The sequence below is a fragment of the Aeromicrobium erythreum genome (assembly GCF_001509405.1).
In the GTDB taxonomy this organism is placed as follows: Bacteria; Actinomycetota; Actinomycetes; order Propionibacteriales; family Nocardioidaceae; genus Aeromicrobium; species Aeromicrobium erythreum.
In genome coordinates this window covers 801,459-817,171 of the sequence record NZ_CP011502.1, presented here as the reverse complement: position 1 = coordinate 817,171, position 15,713 = coordinate 801,459, and the positions used below count along the sequence as shown (strand labels likewise).

The following is a 15,713-nucleotide window of genomic DNA, read 5'->3' as shown; positions in this document are numbered from 1 at the left end:
ACCGCACCGACGACCCTCAGGACGGCATGACCTCCACCGCACCGGCGCAGCGCCGGCCGGCACGCTTCCGGCCGGCGCTGCCGAGCACCCTCACCCGCACGTCCGGGCTCGGCCTCGGCATCTCGATGCTGTGGTTCAGCCTGCTCGTCCTCATCCCCCTCTGCGCGGTCGTCATCACCGCGTCCGAGGGCGGCTGGGCGAACTTCTGGCGGGCGATCACCAACGCGCAGACCCGCTCGGCCATCGTGCTGACGCTCGAGGCCGCCGTCGCCGTGACCGCCGTGAACGTCGTCGTCGGCACCGTCATCGCCTGGGTGCTCGTCCGCGACCGGTTCCCCGGCAAGGGGGTGCTCGAGGTGGTCATCGACATCCCGTTCGCCCTGCCGACGATCGTGGCCGGGCTCGTGCTCCTGTCGCTCTACGGCAAGGACGACAGCCCGCTCGGCATCAACGTCGCGAACTCCGGAGCGTCGGTGTACCTGGCGTTCCTGTTCGTGACGCTGCCGTTCGTGGTCCGCATGGTCCAGCCCGTGCTGGAGGAGCTCGACCTCGAGGTCGAGGAAGCCGCCGCGTCGCTCGGCGCGAGCCGGTTCACCACGTTCCGCCGCGTCATCCTGCCCAGCCTCGCGCCGGCCATCACCGCAGGCGCGGCGCTGTCGTTCGCGCGGGCCGTGGGCGAGTACGGGTCGCTCGTGCTGCTGTCGGGCAACCTGCCCTTCACCTCCGAGGTGGCGTCCGTGCGCATCCTGAGCGCGATCGAGAACGACAACCCCGAGGCCGCCGCGTCCATCGCGACCCTGCTGCTGCTCGTCTCGCTGGCGACCATCGTCGTGCTCGACCTGCTGCAGAGGAGGATCAGCGACCGTGGCTGACGCTCGGACGACCCGCCACCCCCGTGGCCCGGTCACCTACCTGCTGCGCGTCGTCGCGGTCGTGTACCTCGCACTGCTCGTGGTCTGGCCGGTCGCGCTCGTCGTGACCAACACGTTCGCCGACGGCCTGACGTCGTTGCGCGGCCTGTTCGAGGACCCCGACATGGTGGCGGCACTGCAGCTCACCGCCGTCGCCGCCCTCTGCGCGACGGCCATCAACCTCGTGTTCGGCGTCAGCATGTCGCTGCTGCTGGTGCGCACCGAGTTCCCGGGCAAGCGTCTGCTCAGCGCCGCGCTCGACCTGCCGCTCTCCGTCTCGCCGATCGTCATCGGTCTGGCCCTCGTGCTCGTTTACGGCGGGCGCGGCGGGTGGTTCGGCCCCACGCTCGAGGGCTGGGGCTTCCAGGTCATCTTCTCCACGCCCGGCATCGTCATGGCGACGGCGTTCGTCTCCCTGCCACTCGTCATCCGCGAGGTCGTGCCGGTGCTGCGCGAGATCGGCACCGAGCAGGAGCAGGCCGCCCGCTCGCTCGGCGCCAACCCCTGGCAGACCTTCTGGCGGATCACCCTGCCGGGCATCCGCTGGGCGGTCGTCTACGGCGTCGTGCTGACCCTCGCCCGTTCGCTCGGTGAGTTCGGCGCCGTCAAGGTCGTGTCGGGCAACGTCCTCGGCGAGACCCGGACCGCCACGCTGGCCGTGGAGGAGAAGTACCTCAACTTCGACGTCGAGGGCGCCTACGCGATCGCGTTCCTGCTCGCCAGCGTCTCCGTCGTCTGCATCGTCGTCGTCCAGGTCCTGCGCTCCCGCGCGGACCGCCACTGAGAGGGAAGGCCCCATGAGCATCGAGGTCGCAGGCGTCAGCAAGCGGTTCGGCGACTTCGTCGCGCTCGACGACGTCGACCTGTCGATCCCCACCGGCCAGCTCACCGCGCTGCTCGGACCGAGCGGTGGCGGCAAGACCACGCTGCTGCGGATCATCGCCGGCCTGGAGAGCGCCGACTCCGGCTCGGTCGTCATCGAGGGCGTCGACACCACCGGCGTGCCCGTGCAGAAGCGCAACGTCGGGTTCGTCTTCCAGCACTACGCGGCGTTCAAGCACCTCAGCGTGCGACGCAACGTGTCGTTCGGCCTGGAGATCCGCAAGCGCCCGAAGGCCGAGATCGAGGCCAAGGTCGATGAGCTGCTGCGGCTCGTGCACCTCGAGCAGTTCGCGGACCGTCGCCCGACGCAGCTCTCGGGCGGACAACGTCAGCGCATGGCACTGGCTCGCGCCCTCGCCATCGAGCCGTCGGTGCTGCTGCTCGACGAGCCGTTCGGCGCGCTCGACGCGAAGGTCCGCAAGGAGCTGCGGGACTGGCTGCGCCGCCTGCACGACGAGATGCACGTGACCACGGTGTTCGTCACGCACGACCAGGAGGAGGCGCTCGAGGTGGCCGACTCGATCGTGGTGATCAACGACGGCCGCATCGAGCAGGTCGGCACGCCCGACGACCTCTACGACAAGCCGGCGAGCGACTTCGTGCTGTCCTTCCTCGGTCCCGTGACCAGGCTCGGCGACCACCTGGTGCGCCCGCACGACATCGAGATCTCGCGCTACGAGCAGGCGGCGGTCACGGTGGGCACGATCACCCGCTGGACGCGAATCGGGTTCGAGGTGCGCCTGGAGGTCACGCCCGAGGACGCCCGCCAGCCGGGCCCGGTGCTCGTCAGCCTCACCCGCACGGACGCGACGGCCCTCGGGCTGCACGAGGGCGACCGGGTGTGGCTGCGCCTGCGGCCCGGGGCCTCCTGACCCGCACCGGCACCGCCACGACCGCGCCGACCGCGGTCAGGCAGGCGGCAGCCGCGAACGCCGCCTCGTGCCCGACGCCGCCCACGAGGGCGCCCGCCAGGGCCGAGCCGAGGGCCTGACCGAGCACGAGCACGACGAACAGCAGCGCCGTCCCCGACGCCCCGCGCCCCTAGTCGACGTCGAGCGTCCAGGCGATGAGTGCGCCCGTGGCGGCGACGAAGCCCCACCCGAACACCGCGCACGCGACGACGGCGACGACCGCCGAGCCGGACCCCAGCCCGAGCGCGAGCGTCGCGGCCGCGGTGACGCCGCAGGTGAGTGCCCACACGGTGCGTGGAGAGCGCCGGCCCAGCCGGCCTGCGGTGGCGACGACGGCGGTCCCGCCCACGCCCAGCGCGATCCAGGCGACGACCGACGTGGTGGTCCCTCCACCCGCCTCGAGGACCACCACGCGACCGTAGCTCCACACTGCGGCGGAACCGGCACCGAGCAGCAGGCTGGCGGCCACCACGCGCCGGTGCGCCGACCACCAGGAGCGCGGCAACGTCACGCTCGGGGCCTGCTCCCCCGTCCCTCCACCCCGCGCGGCCAGGAGCACGAGCGCCGCGACGGCGAACGTGAGCAGACCCGACCACGCCCACGCCGCGCGCCAGTCCGGGAGCAGCGTGAGGGCCAGCGCGCCGGCCACGACGAGCCCTGGCCCGGTGCCGGCGTTGACCGTCGACTGCGCGGACGGGTCGCCCGCCACGACCGGGTCGCGTCGCAGGACCTCCACGAGCGCCGGCGACACCACCCCGGCGCCCACCGAGGCGGAGACCGCGAGGACGGCGAACGTCGGGGCGTCCGGGGCGACCGAGAGCCCGAGGGCCCCTCCCCCGGCCGTCAGCGCGGCGACGACGACGAGCGTGCGGGCCCGCCGCGTGGCGAGCACCAGCCCCAGGAGCGCGCCGAGGCAGTAGGCCAGCGAGGCGCCGCTCGACACCAGTCCCGCGGCCGCGGTGCCCAGTCCGAGCTCGTCCTGGACGTCGGGCAGGTAGAGCCCGGTCGCGAGCCGGACGAGACCGTAGGTCGCGGCCACGAGGGCGAGACCGCCGGGCACGAGCAGGACGGATAACGAAAACGTACGTTTCACTTTCGTGAGTCTAGGCTGGCTCCATGGCCCTGCGCACCTCGACGGAGACCCGGCTGCTCGACGCCGCCGACGAGCTGTTCTTCACGGGCGGCGTGGCGGCGACGCCGGTCGACGCAGTCCTCGCCCGGGCCGGCGTCTCCGCGGCCACGCTCTACCGAGGCTTCGCGAGCAAGGAGGCCCTGCTCGCGGCAGCACTCGAACGTCGCCACCGGGCGTGGACCCAGACCTGGGACGACGCGGTCGAGCGACAGACCACGCCGCAGGCCAGGCTCCTCGCCGTCTTCGATGCGCTCGAGACGTTCCGCCACGGGCCGCTCGGCTCCCGGTGGTGCGCGTTCCTCGGGACCGCAGCGGAGCACGTGTCGCCACCGCCGGAGCTCGCCGCGGCACTCCGGCTCGAGACCGAGCACCTGCGCGACCGGCTGGCGGAGCTCGCCGAGGAGGTCGCGCCTGGTCGCGGGGAGCAGCTCGGTGAGCAGCTCCTCCTGGTGGTCACCGGCGACCTCGCGATGCGTCTGCGCACCCCCGGACGGAGCACCGACGTCGCCCGTGCCGTCGCCGCCACCCTCGTGCGCGCGGCCTGAGCCGACCGCGGCCCTCGCCGTCGCGTCAGACGGTGCGGCGCTGGGCCAGCAGGCCCGCCAGGAAGATCAGGAGCCCGGCGACCGCCAGCGCGGCGCCGACCAGGCTCGGGGCGCGGTACCCGTAGCCGGCGGCGATGACGACGCCGCCCAGCCAGGCACCCAGCCCGTTGGCGATGTTCAGCGCCGAGTGGTTGAGCGCTGCACCGAGCATCTGCGCGTCGCCTGCGGCGTCCATGAGCCGGATCTGCAGGCCGATGGCCACGAGGCTGCCGAGGGCACCGATCGCGAAGATGCCGAGAGCGGCCGGCACGACGAGCCCTGCCGTCTGGTGGAAGACGACGAGCACGGCGATCGTCGCCACGAAGCCCCAGATCACGAGCCGCGGGACGTCCCAGTCGGCGAGCGGTCCGGCCAGCCACGAGCCGAGCACCGACCCGATGCCGAAGGCCAGGAGGAACCAGGGGATCGAGGAGTCCGCGAGGCCGGTGACGTCGGTGACGATCGGCGCCACGTAGCTGTACATGGCGAACAGCCCCCCGAAGCCGACCATGCCGGCGGACACGGCGAACAGCACCTGCGGACGCTTGAGCGCCGACAGCTCGCCGCGGATGCTGGACGTGCGGTCGGCCGCCTGGTGCGGCACGAAGAGCAGCATCATCGCCGCGGCCAGCACCGCCAGCACGACCACGGCCCAGTAGGCGGCCCGCCAGCCGAGCTCCTGGCCCAGCCAGGTGGCGGCCGGCACGCCGGCCACGGTGGCGACGGACAGACCGAGCATGACGCGGCTGACCGCGCGACCGCGGCGGTGTGGCGGCACCAGCGAGGCGGCGAGGAGCGAGGCGACGCCGAAGTACGCGCCGTGGGGCAGGCCGGCGAGGAAGCGTGCGGCGAGCACGGGCACGTAGCCGCTCGCCAGCGCCGTGACCGCGTTGCCGACGCCCAGGGCGAGGATCAGGCCGACCGCCAGCTCACGGCGCGGAAGCCGCGCCCCGAGGGCCACGATGACGGGCGCACCGACCACGACGCCGAACGCGTACGCGGTGATCACGTGCCCGGTGGTGGGGATCGACTCGTCGATGCCGGCGGCGATCTCCTTGAGCAGACCCATCGTGACGAACTCGGTCGTGCCGATCGCGAAGCCGCCGAGCGCGAGGGAGATGATGGCCAGCCCCACGTGCGCGGCGCGCGGGGTGCTCGTCTCGGGCGCTGCCAGGTCCACGGAAGAAGTCACGTGAAGAGCCAAGCACCGCCCCTCGGCGTGTTGTTCCCGGTGTGGGCGACGTCATGCGGACGCTGCTCCCGTCGTCGCCGCGCCGTGAAGGTACCTGGCGACTTGTCCAGCGAGACACTCCGCTGGTCGAGTAGCGGCCACGCGCGACGAAGGAGCGCCGTGGCCGCGTATCGAGACCACCCGGCAACGGCCCAGCGCGGGCCAACCCCCAGCGAAAGCTTGGAGTGGTCTCGACCTCCGCCAGCTCCTCCGTCGCAGCGCCGACTACTCGACCAGCAAAACCCACCGCTGGTCGAGTAGTCAGGACGGCGAGCGCCAGCGAGCTCGTCCTGACGTATCGAGACCACCCGGCAACAGCCCAGCGCGAGCCAACCCCCAGCGCCCGCTCGGAGTGGTCTCGATACGTCCCCGCCAGCTCCTCCGTCGCGGCGCCGACTACTCGACCAGCGAGCCCCTTCCGCCGGTCGAGTAGCGGCACGCGCGACGAAGGAGCTCCGTGCCGCGTATCGAGACCACCCAGCAACAGATCAGCGCGAGCCAACCCCCAGCGAAACCTTGGAATGGTCTCGATACGTCGGGCTCAGGCTCGTCCCTCGCCAAGCCCGACTACTCGACCAGCGAGCCCCTTCCGCCGGTCGAGTAGCGGCACGCGCGACGAAGGAGCTCCGTGCCGCGTATCGAGACCACCCAGCAACAGATCAGCGCGAGCCAACCCCCAGCGACCGCTCGGAGTGGTCTCGACCTCCGCCAGCTCCTCCGTCGCGGCGTCGACTACTCGACCAGCGAGCCCCTTCCGCCGGTCGAGTAGCGGCACGCGCGACGAAGGAGCTCCGCGCCGCGTATCGAGACCACCCAGCAACAGATCAGCGCGAGCCAACCCCCAGCGAAACCTTGGAATGGTCTCGATACGTCGGGCTCAGGCTCGTCCCTCGCCAAGCCCGACTACTCGACCAGCGAGCCCCTTCCGCCGGTCGAGTAGCGGCACGCGCGACGAAGGAGCTCCGTGCCGCGTATCGAGACCACTCGGCAACGGATCAGCGCGGGCCAAACCCCAGCGACCGCCTGAAGTGGTCTCGATACGCCCGAACGAGCTCCTCCGTCGCCGGCCGGCCTACTCGACCAGCGGATCGCTCCGCGGGCCGGGCGCACGACGCCCCCGCGACCAGGGGGTCGCGGGGGCGTCGGTGGCGGCAGGTCAGACGCTGAGCGAGCCGAGGACCTCGTTGAGGGTGCTCGAGGGACGCATGACCTTCTCGGCCTTCTCGTCCGACGGACGGTAGTAGCCGCCGATGTCGGCGGGCGATCCCTGGACGGCGAGCAGCTCGTCGACGATCGTCTGCTCGTTGCCGCGCAGCGCACCCGCGACGTCGGCGAACGCGGACGCCAGCTCGGCGTCCTCGGTCTGCTTCGCCAGCTCCTCGGCCCAGTAGAGGGCGAGGTAGAAGTGGCTGCCGCGGTTGTCGATCGTGCCGAGCTTGCGGCCCGGCGAGCGGTCCTCGTCGAGGAAGGTGCCGGTGGCGCGGTCGAGCGTGTCGGCGAGCACCTGGGCGCGCGCGTTGCCGGCCGTGGTGGCCAGGTGCTCGAAGCTCGCCGCCAGCGCGAAGAACTCGCCGAGGCTGTCCCAGCGCAGGTAGTTCTCCTTGACGAGCTGCTGCACGTGCTTCGGCGCGGAACCGCCCGCACCGGTCTCGAACAGTCCACCGCCGTTGATCAGCGGGACGACGGAGAGCATCTTCGCGCTCGTGCCCAGCTCCAGGATCGGGAACAGGTCGGTGTTGTAGTCGCGCAGCACGTTGCCGGTGACGCTGATGGTGTCCTCGCCGCGACGGATGCGCTCCACCGAGTAGGTGGTCGCCTCGGCCGGCGCCATGATCTCGATCGTGAGGCCGTCGGTGTCGAGCTCGGGCAGGTAGGCGTTGACCTTGGCGATGAGGTTCGCGTCGTGGGCGCGGGTCTCGTCGAGCCAGAAGATCGCGGGGGCGCCGGTGGCGCGGGCCCGCGTGACGGCGAGCTCGATCCAGTTGCGGATCGGCACGTCCTTCGTCTGGCAGGCGCGCCAGATGTCGTGCGGCTCGACGTCGTGCTCGAGGAGCACGTCGCCGGAGGAGTCGACGACCTGCACCGTGCCGGCCGTCTCGATCTCGAAGGTCTTGTCGTGGCTGCCGTACTCCTCGGCCGCCTGCGCCATGAGGCCGACGTTGGGCACCGAGCCCATCGTGGTCGGGTCGTAGGCGCCGTGCGCCTTGCAGTCCTCGACGACGGCCTGGTAGACGCCGGCGTAGCTGGAGTCCGGGATGACGGCGAGGGTGTCGTGCTCCTGGCCGTCCGCGCCCCACATGTGGCCCGACGTGCGGATCATGGCGGGCATCGACGCGTCGACGATGACGTCGCTCGGCACGTGCAGGTTCGTGATGCCCTTGTCGGAGTCGACGTAGGCGAGGCGCGGTCCCTCGGCGAGGCGCTGCTCGAAGGCCGCCTTGATCTCGGCGCCGTTGTCGAGCGCGTCGAGACCGGAGAGGATGCCGCCCAGGCCGTCGTTGGCGCTGAGGCCGGCCGCAGCGAGGTCGTCGCCGTACTGCGCGAACACGTCGGCGAAGTAGGCGCGCACGACGTGGCCGAAGATGATCGGGTCGGAGACCTTCATCATGGTGGCCTTGAGGTGCACCGAGAACAGGACGTCGAGGTCCTGGGCGCGCTGGACCTGCTCGGCGAGGAAGGTGTCGAGGGCGGCGGCGCGCATGACGGTGGCGTCGACGACCTCGCCGGCGAGGACCTTCAGGCCGTCCTTGAGGACGGTGGTGCTGCCGTCGGTGGCGACGTGCTGGATGGTGAGGGTGTCGTCGGCGTCGAGGACGACGGACTTCTCGTTGGAGCGGAAGTCGTCGGCGCCCATGGTGGCGACCTCGGTCTTGGAGTCGCTGCTCCAGGCACCCATGGAGTGCGGGTTCTTGCGGGCGTAGGCCTTGACCGACGCGGGGGCGCGGCGGTCGGAGTTGCCCTCGCGGAGCACCGGGTTGACGGCGCTGCCCTTGACCTTGTCGTAGCGCGCCTTGGTGTCCTTCTCGGCGTCGCTGGTCGGGTTGTCCGGGTACGCGGGGAGGTCGAAGCCCTGCTCCTGCAGCTCCTTGACCGCGGCCTTGAGCTGCGGGATCGAGGCGCTGATGTTGGGCAGCTTGATGATGTTGGCCTCGGGCGTCTTGGCCAGCGCGCCGAGCTCGGCGAGCGCGTCGTCGACCTTCTGGTCGGCGGGGAGCACGTCGGCGAACGCGGCCAGGATGCGACCGGACAGCGAGATGTCGCGGGTCTCGACCTCGACGCCGGCCGTCGAGGCGAAGGCCTCGATGACGGGGAGGAACGAGTAGGTCGCCAGCAGCGGGGCCTCGTCGGTGTGCGTGTAGATGATCTTGGCCATCGCGGGCCACTCCTCAGGGTCGACCGAAAGTCTCTCGACCTCAAGATATCCCGTGCGAGCCGCGTCACCACATCGGCCCGGCGGGGGTGCCGTCGCGCGGTCGCGGGACTCGCGGATCCGGGAGACGGTGGGAGTGACACCGACGCCCGAGGAGTGAGCATGACGCACGAGATCCCCCAGCCCGACGACGGCACCGCCATCGCGACCGCGCCGACGCCCGAGGCGCAGAAGGGCTCGACGACGGAGACCGGCGCACCTGCGGTCTCGGACCGCAACAGCCTGACGCTCGGCGCGGATGGCCCGATCCTGCTGCACGACCGTCACCTGCTGGAGCAGATGGCGCACTTCAACCGTGAGCGGGTGCCGGAGCGCAACGTGCACGCGAAGGGCTCGGGTGCGTTCGGCACGTTCGTGACGACGGAGGACGTGTCCGCGTACACGAAGGCGGCGCTGTTCCAGCCGGGCGTCGAGACCGAGATGCTCGCGCGGTTCTCGACCGTCGCGGGCGAGCACGGCTCGCCGGACACGTGGCGCGACCCGCGCGGGTTCGCGCTGAAGTTCTACACGACGGAGGGCAACTACAACCTCGTCGGCAACAACACTCCGGTCTTCTTCGTGCGCGACACGATGAAGTTCCAGCACTTCATCCGCAGCCAGAAGCGGCGCGGCGCGAACGGTCTGCGCGACAACCACATGCAGTGGGACTTCTGGTCGCTGAACCCGGAGTCGGCGCACCAGGTGACGTACCTGATGGGCGACCGCGGCATCCCGCGCTCGTACCGGCACATGAACGGCTACGGCTCGCACACGTTCCTGTGGATCAACGCCGCCGGCGACAAGCACTGGGTGAAGTACCACTTCCACAGCCAGCAGGGCGTGCAGGGACTGACCGGTGAGGACGCCGACCGCATCGCGGGCCACGACGCCGACTTCCACCGGCGCGACCTGTTCGAGGCGATCGAGGCCGGCGACTACCCGTCGTGGCGCCTGTCGGTCCAGCTGATGCCCTACGAGGACGCGAAGACCTACCGGCTCAACCCGTTCGACCTCACGAAGGTGTGGCCGCACGAGGACTACCCCCTCGTCGAGGTGGGCACGATGACGCTGGACCGGAACCCGCAGAACTTCTTCGCCGAGATCGAGCAGGCGGCGTTCGAGCCGTCGGCGGTGGTGCCGGGCATCGGGTTCAGCCCCGACAAGATGCTGCTCGGTCGCGTCTTCTCCTACTCCGACACGCAGCGCTACCGGATCGGCCCGAACTACCACCAGCTCCCGGTGAACCGGCCGAAGAACGTGCAGCACCACAACACGTACACGTTCGACGGTCCGATGGCCTACGACCACAGCGGCGACCAGCCGGTGTACGCCCCGAACAGCGAGGGTCGTGGCTACAGCGACGAGGTGGGCGTGGTCGAGGACGGGTGGGAGGCCGACGGTCCGATGATCCGCCAGGCGTACACGCTGCGCCCGGACGACGACGACTTCAGCCAGGCCGGGGCCCTCGTGCGCGAGGTCTGGGACGACGCGCAGCGCGAGCGGTTCGTCGAGACGGTCGCTGGCCACCTGCTGGGCGGCGTGACCGGCGAGGTGCTGGAGCGGGCCCTGGACTACTGGCGCCACGTGGACGAGGCGACGGCGAAGCAGATCGAGGAGCTCGTGCGCGCGGGCCTGGGTGGCGACAACCCGGGCGGCGAGGACGACCAGGCGAAGGACCTCGTGGCCAACGCGCTCGTGGAGACGCGCACGCACGCCGGCTGAGCGAGGACCGACGGCCGGCAGCGGCCCGCCCGCGTGCGCACGGGTGGGCCGCTGCGTTACGTTCGTCACAGACCCCGCCGCACCCTTCTCCCACAAGGAGCACCCCGACGTGACCCACCCCGTCAAGGTCGCCGTCACCGGCGCCGCCGGCCAGATCGGCTACAGCCTGCTCTTCCGCCTCGCCTCGGGCGACCTGCTCGGACCCGACACGCCCGTGCAGCTGCGACTGCTCGAGATCACGCCGGCGCTGAAGGCGTTGGAGGGCGTGGTGATGGAGCTGGACGACTGCGCGTTCCCCACGCTGCACTCGGTCGAGATCGGCGACGACCCGCGTGAGGTGTTCGACGGCGTGAACCTGGCCCTGCTGGTCGGGGCCCGCCCCCGGACGAAGGGGATGGAGCGCGGCGACCTTCTGGAGGCCAACGGCGCGATCTTCACGGCGCAGGGCAAGGCGCTCAACGACGTCGCGGCCGACGACGTGCGGATCGGGGTCACCGGCAACCCGGCGAACACGAACGCGCTGATCGCGCTGAGCAACGCACCCGACATCCCCGCGGAGCGGTTCAGCGCCCTCACCCGGCTCGACCACAACCGGGCCATCAGCCAGCTGGCAGCCCGGACCGGCAGCGCCGTGGCCGACATCCGCCGCATGACGATCTGGGGCAACCACTCCGCCACCCAGTACCCCGACCTGTTCCACGCCGAGATCGGCGGACGCAACGCGGCCGAGGTCGTCGACGACCAGGCGTGGATCGAGGACACGTTCATCCCCACGGTCGCCAAGCGCGGCGCCGCGATCATCGAGGCGCGCGGCGCGTCGTCCGCGGCGAGTGCCGCCTCCGCGACCATCGACGCGGCCCGCGACTGGCTGCAGGGCTCCCCCGAGGGCGACTGGGTCTCGATGGCGGTGCGCTCGGACGGCTCCTACGGGATCCCCGAGGGTCTCGTGTACTCCTACCCGGTCACCACGCACGACGGCGACTGGTCGATCGTGCAGGACCTCGAGATCGACGACTTCAGCCGGTCCCGGATGGACGCGACCGCCGCCGAGCTCGTCGAGGAGCGCGACGCGGTGACGGCGCTCGGGCTCGTCTGACCGAGCCGCACCGCGCATTCGTCCGCGCGGCGGGGCGCGGCTCAGTCCAGCACGTCTCGGGCCAGTCCGTCTCAGACCAGCCCGTCAGCCCAACCCGTCAGCCCAGGCGGGCTCGCACCCGCGCGGCACCGGTGATGGCCAGGCCGGCCCGGCGTCCGGCGTAGGCGCTGCTGACCGACGCCCGGTACTCCAGCGTCGTCGCCGTGCCGTGCCGGCCGTAGTAGCGGTTGTACCAACCCGTGAGCGTGGGACTCGTCAGGCCGGACGGCGTCCCGACGCCGACCTCGCGGATGGGCAGGCCGAGCGCGTCGGCGAGGCGTCGCTCCCACCCGCGGTCCTTGTCGGTGCGCACGACGACGCCGAACGGCTGGTGGACCGAGGCGATGTAGTCGGGTCGCTTACGACGCAGGAACGCCGCGACGGCCTTCGTCTCCCGTTCGCTCGCCGCCCGGGGGCCACCCCAGGTGCGCGTGCCCTTGCCGCTCGATCGGTAGCCGCTCGTGCCCCAGTTGCGGTTGAGGTCGACGCCGCGAGCGTTCGTGCGCGTGCCGCGGGCGTTGCCGTCGGGGTTCATGGTCGGGATGACCCAGATCTCGCTGCCCTTGGTGGGCTTCACGTTGCGCCGGACCCAGTCGGCGGTCTGCAGGCCGGCCTTCTCGTCGCCGTGCATCTGCCCGAGCACGACCAGCGTGCGCTTCTGCGTCGTGTGCGACCAGCCGCGGTAGTACCCCATGATCCTGCGACCCTGCACGGTCGTCCCGAGGACGGCGCTGCGCGTGATGAGCTTCGGGGTCGGCTTGGGCTTGGGCGTCGGCTTGGGCGTGGCGGTCGGCTTCGGCGTGGGCGACGCGGTGGGCGTCGGCGAGGCCGTCGGGCTGGGGGTGGGGCTCGCGGTCGGCGTCGGCGAGACCGTCGGTGTGGGGCTGGTCGTCGACGTCGCCTCGACCGCCGGCTCGGACGGGTCCGGCACGTCGCGCCCGAGGGCCGACGCGGCCGACGTCGCGAGTGCGGTGCCGCCGAGCGACAGGACGGTCACGAGGACCAGGGACCGGACCGGGACGCGCCCGACGACGTGCTTCATCGCCCCACGGTAGGCCCCCGCGGACCGAGACGCGCGTCGACGCACCAGACGCGCCGGGGTGGCCGAGCGGTCAGGCCGGCGGGCCCGGCGGGACGACGAGCGCCAGGACCGCCAGACTCACGCCGAGCAGCGTCAGCCAGACGATGTCGAAGGTGCGCCCGCGCACGCGCAGCATGCCGACGTGGTCCTGCGGCACCACCGCGCGGGCGAGACCACCGAGCCCGAAGGTCACGCCGACGACCAGCAGGCCGGCGCGCCAGTGCCCGACACCCACGAGCGCGAGCCCCACCCCGACCCCGACGAGCAGGCAGAGGTAGATCTGCGACCCTCGGCTGCGCGGGAGCACCGGGCTCACGAGACGTCCGCGACGCGCTTCTCGGCCTCGTCGACCACGTTGCTGAGCAGCATCGCGCGCGTCATCGGACCGACCCCGCCGGGGTTCGGGGCGACCCAGCCGGCGACGTCGTGGACGCCGGGGTGGAGGTCGCCGACGATCTTGCCGGCATCGTCGCGGCTCACGCCGACGTCGAGCAGCGCTGCACCGGGCTTGACCATGTCGGGCGTGATGATGCCGGGGACGCCAGCGGCCGCGATGACGATGTCGGCCCGGCGAACCTCGGCCGCGAGGTCACGTGTGCCGGTGTGGCAGAGGGTGACCGTCGCGTTCTCGCTGCGCCGGGTGAGCAGCAGCCCCATGGGCCGACCCACGGTGATGCCTCGTCCGACGACCACGACGTGCGCGCCCGCGATCTCGACGTCGTGGCGGCGCAGCAGCTCGACGATGCCGCGCGGGGTGCACGGGAGAGGCGCCGGCTCGCCGAGGACGAGCCAGCCGAGGTTGGTCGGGTGCAGCCCGTCGGCGTCCTTCGCGGGGTCGATGCGTCCGATCACGGCGTTCTCGTCGATGCCGCGGGGCAGCGGGAGCTGGACGATGTAGAGGGTGCAGGCCGGGTCGGCGTTGAGCTGGTCGACGGCCGCCTCGACCTCGGCCTGCGAGGCCGTGGCCGGGAGGTCGACCCGGATCGACTCGATGCCGATCTCCGCGCAGTCGCGGTGCTTCGCGTCGACGTACCAGCGGCTGCCCGGGTCGTCGCCGACGAGGATGGTGCCGAGGCCGGGGACCAGCCCACGCTCCCGCAGGGCCGCGACGCGACCGGTGAGCTCCGTCTTGATGGCCGCGGCCACCGCCTTGCCGTCCAGGATCTGCGCCGTCACGTCGCCGAGTCTGTCACGCGGCGGGCCCACGTCGACAGGAGGCCCGGCGCCCGTGGGCCCCCTACACTCGGCCACGGGGAGGCCCGACGACGGACGACGTCGCGGCGATCGGACTCGCGTCGCGGGACGCGACGTGGAGAGGTGGACATGACGACGCGTGCGCAGCTGACGCAGGAGCGCAGTCGACTGCGGAGGGAGGAGCTGCTGACCGCGGCCATCTCGCTCTTCGCCGAGGGAGGCGCCCGGGCGGTGACGCACCGTGCCGTGGCTCGTCGGGCGGGGCTGCCGCCGGCCACGACCACCTACTACTTCGCCTCCATCGAGGAGCTCCTGCGCGACGCCCTCCGCGAGCACATCGCGCGCTGGCGCAGCACGCTGGCCGCGCTCGCGGGCCTCGAGACGCCGCCCGAGAACGTCGACCTCGACTCCGTCGCGCCCACGTTCGAGGCCGTGTTCGCGGCGCGCGGACCGGAGGCCGTCGCGGTCGAGCTGTCGATCTACCTGGCCTCCACGCACGACCCCGCCCTGCGCGAGGAGGCCGGCGAGGCACTGAGCGACCTGGAGGGCCTGATCGCCCTCTGGCTGTCGATCCTCGGTCTCACCGACACCTCGAGGGTGGCGCCGACCGTGCTCACCCTGATCGTCGGCACGGCGATGCGACGCCAGGCGCGGCTCTACACGGAGGCCGAGGAGGCGGCGCAGCTGGACTGGGCGATCCGCGGTCTCGTCGCGGCCGAGCTGGCCGGGCCCGACGGGGTTGCCCAGATCATCAGCGAGAAGTTGAACCCTTGACTACGCTGGGCGGGTTCACCAGGGGGACCCCGCACGCGAAAGACAGAGAATCATGCCTGAGGCAGTACCCGGAGGCCGCGCACGTCTGAGCCAGGAGCGGAGCCGAGTGCGCCGCGACCAGCTCGTCGCCGCCGCCGCACAGCTCTTCGAGGAGGGCGGCACCAAGGCCGTCACCCACCGTTCCGTCAGCGAGGCCGCGCAGGTGCCGCTCGCGACGGTGTCGTACTACTTCGCCTCGATCGACCAGCTGGTCGACGTCATGTTCGGCGAGGCACTCACCCACTGGACCGACGAGTGGGCCGCACTCGTGCCCGAGGCCGGGACGAGCCTCTCGCCCGAGGAGGCCGCGGACCGCTTCACCGCGCCGATGCGCACGCTGTCCCCCGACCGCCCGTCGCACTACCTGAACGTCTACCTGGCCTCGCTCGCCCGACCCCATCTGCGGGAGGCGGTGCACGCCATGCGCGACGCGTGCTTCGGCAGCCAGGTCGCGATCGTCGCCGCCACGGGCGCGCCCGACCCCGTCGAGGTGACCCGCGGCGCCAGCCTGCTCTACTCCGGGGCACTCGTGGCCGCCGCCGACCGCGAGATCGGTCTCGACGGCGTCCTCGCGCTCCTGCACGGCCACGTGGTCGAGCTGGTGCGACGCGCGCTGCCGCAGCAGGACTGAGCCGCTCACCCGGTCGTCCCGCGGCTGTGTCGAGACGGCGTCTCGGGCCACGGCGGGGCTGCCCCGCCGTGGCCCGG

The 15,713-nt window shown here is 71.9% G+C and carries 14 protein-coding genes; 8 read left to right on the top strand and 6 right to left on the bottom strand.

Features of this window, described 5'->3' with window-relative positions; translation table 11 throughout:
* Positions 1-26 precede the first annotated feature (26 nt).
* The 3 genes from cysT to Aeryth_RS03950 are packed head-to-tail and all read left to right on the top strand — an operon-like array spanning position 27 to position 2,665.
* Complete coding sequence (gene cysT / locus Aeryth_RS03960) at positions 27-872, top strand: sulfate ABC transporter permease subunit CysT (RefSeq protein WP_067854926.1); 846 nt, start codon at positions 27-29, stop codon at positions 870-872.
* Positions 865-1,695, top strand: coding sequence for a sulfate ABC transporter permease (locus Aeryth_RS03955; protein ID WP_067854921.1), 831 nt, complete (start codon positions 865-867; stop codon positions 1,693-1,695). Before cysT ends, Aeryth_RS03955 begins: the two co-directional genes overlap by 8 nt.
* 13 nt (positions 1,696-1,708) lie before the next feature.
* Positions 1,709-2,665, top strand: coding sequence for a sulfate/molybdate ABC transporter ATP-binding protein (locus tag Aeryth_RS03950; protein WP_067854916.1), 957 nt, complete (start codon positions 1,709-1,711; stop codon positions 2,663-2,665).
* 169 nt (positions 2,666-2,834) lie between these two features.
* On the opposite strand, the gene Aeryth_RS03945 is transcribed toward Aeryth_RS03950, so the two are convergent.
* Positions 2,835-3,797: an MFS transporter gene (locus Aeryth_RS03945; RefSeq protein WP_083516240.1), complete on the bottom strand. Its 963-nt coding sequence runs from the start codon at positions 3,795-3,797 to the stop codon at positions 2,835-2,837.
* Between the two features lie 23 nt (positions 3,798-3,820).
* Here Aeryth_RS03945 and Aeryth_RS03940 point away from each other — a divergent pair, with 23 nt between their 5' ends.
* Positions 3,821-4,381, top strand: coding sequence for a TetR/AcrR family transcriptional regulator (locus Aeryth_RS03940; RefSeq protein ID WP_067854912.1), 561 nt, complete (start codon positions 3,821-3,823; stop codon positions 4,379-4,381).
* A gap of 25 nt (positions 4,382-4,406) precedes the next feature.
* Here Aeryth_RS03940 and Aeryth_RS03935 read toward each other — a convergent pair whose 3' ends face one another.
* Together Aeryth_RS03935 and Aeryth_RS03930 are read right to left on the bottom strand one after the other, a co-directional pair.
* Positions 4,407-5,612, bottom strand: coding sequence for an MFS transporter (locus Aeryth_RS03935; protein ID WP_067854910.1), 1,206 nt, complete (start codon positions 5,610-5,612; stop codon positions 4,407-4,409).
* 1,195 nt (positions 5,613-6,807) lie between these two features.
* Complete coding sequence (locus tag Aeryth_RS03930; protein WP_067854908.1) at positions 6,808-9,024, bottom strand: NADP-dependent isocitrate dehydrogenase; 2,217 nt, start codon at positions 9,022-9,024, stop codon at positions 6,808-6,810.
* Positions 9,025-9,183: 159 nt separating this feature from the next.
* Here Aeryth_RS03930 and Aeryth_RS03925 point away from each other — a divergent pair, with 159 nt between their 5' ends.
* Both Aeryth_RS03925 and Aeryth_RS03920 read left to right on the top strand, forming a co-directional pair.
* On the top strand, positions 9,184-10,782 hold the full coding sequence (locus tag Aeryth_RS03925) for a catalase (protein WP_083516239.1): 1,599 nt from the start codon (positions 9,184-9,186) through the stop codon (positions 10,780-10,782).
* Between the two features lie 109 nt (positions 10,783-10,891).
* Positions 10,892-11,878 (top strand): malate dehydrogenase, encoded by a 987-nt coding sequence (locus Aeryth_RS03920; RefSeq protein ID WP_067854905.1) that lies wholly within the window; start codon positions 10,892-10,894, stop codon positions 11,876-11,878.
* A gap of 97 nt (positions 11,879-11,975) precedes the next feature.
* Here Aeryth_RS03920 and Aeryth_RS03915 read toward each other — a convergent pair whose 3' ends face one another.
* The 3 genes from Aeryth_RS03915 to Aeryth_RS03905 all read right to left on the bottom strand — a co-directional run bounded on the left by Aeryth_RS03915 (position 11,976) and on the right by Aeryth_RS03905 (position 14,174).
* Complete coding sequence (locus tag Aeryth_RS03915; protein ID WP_067854900.1) at positions 11,976-12,959, bottom strand: M14 family zinc carboxypeptidase; 984 nt, start codon at positions 12,957-12,959, stop codon at positions 11,976-11,978.
* A gap of 70 nt (positions 12,960-13,029) precedes the next feature.
* Complete coding sequence (locus tag Aeryth_RS03910; protein ID WP_067854897.1) at positions 13,030-13,314, bottom strand: DUF3017 domain-containing protein; 285 nt, start codon at positions 13,312-13,314, stop codon at positions 13,030-13,032.
* Entirely contained in the window at positions 13,311-14,174 is an 864-nt protein-coding gene (locus Aeryth_RS03905; protein WP_067854895.1) for a bifunctional methylenetetrahydrofolate dehydrogenase/methenyltetrahydrofolate cyclohydrolase, read from the bottom strand. The genes Aeryth_RS03910 and Aeryth_RS03905 overlap by 4 nt, the downstream gene beginning before the upstream one ends.
* Before the next feature lie 147 nt (positions 14,175-14,321).
* Here Aeryth_RS03905 and Aeryth_RS03900 point away from each other — a divergent pair, with 147 nt between their 5' ends.
* Both Aeryth_RS03900 and Aeryth_RS03895 read left to right on the top strand, forming a co-directional pair.
* Positions 14,322-14,966, top strand: a complete 645-nt coding sequence (locus tag Aeryth_RS03900; protein ID WP_144433655.1) for a TetR/AcrR family transcriptional regulator — start codon at positions 14,322-14,324, stop codon at positions 14,964-14,966.
* Positions 14,967-15,018: 52 nt separating this feature from the next.
* On the top strand, positions 15,019-15,636 hold the full coding sequence (locus Aeryth_RS03895; protein WP_083516238.1) for a TetR/AcrR family transcriptional regulator: 618 nt from the start codon (positions 15,019-15,021) through the stop codon (positions 15,634-15,636).
* Positions 15,637-15,713 lie beyond the last annotated feature (77 nt).

Coding starts and splice junctions, on each gene's coding strand:
- cysT (WP_067854926.1), top strand. CDS start 27: ATGACCTCCACCGCACCGGCGCAGCGCCGGCCGGCACGCTTCCGGCCG.
- Aeryth_RS03950 (WP_067854916.1), top strand. CDS start 1,709: ATGAGCATCGAGGTCGCAGGCGTCAGCAAGCGGTTCGGCGACTTCGTC.
- Aeryth_RS03940 (WP_067854912.1), top strand. CDS start 3,821: ATGGCCCTGCGCACCTCGACGGAGACCCGGCTGCTCGACGCCGCCGAC.
- Aeryth_RS03930 (WP_067854908.1), bottom strand. CDS start 9,024: ATGGCCAAGATCATCTACACGCACACCGACGAGGCCCCGCTGCTGGCG.
- Aeryth_RS03925 (WP_083516239.1), top strand. CDS start 9,184: ATGACGCACGAGATCCCCCAGCCCGACGACGGCACCGCCATCGCGACC.
- Aeryth_RS03915 (WP_067854900.1), bottom strand. CDS start 12,959: ATGAAGCACGTCGTCGGGCGCGTCCCGGTCCGGTCCCTGGTCCTCGTG.
- Aeryth_RS03900 (WP_144433655.1), top strand. CDS start 14,322: ATGACGACGCGTGCGCAGCTGACGCAGGAGCGCAGTCGACTGCGGAGG.
- Aeryth_RS03895 (WP_083516238.1), top strand. CDS start 15,019: ATGCCTGAGGCAGTACCCGGAGGCCGCGCACGTCTGAGCCAGGAGCGG.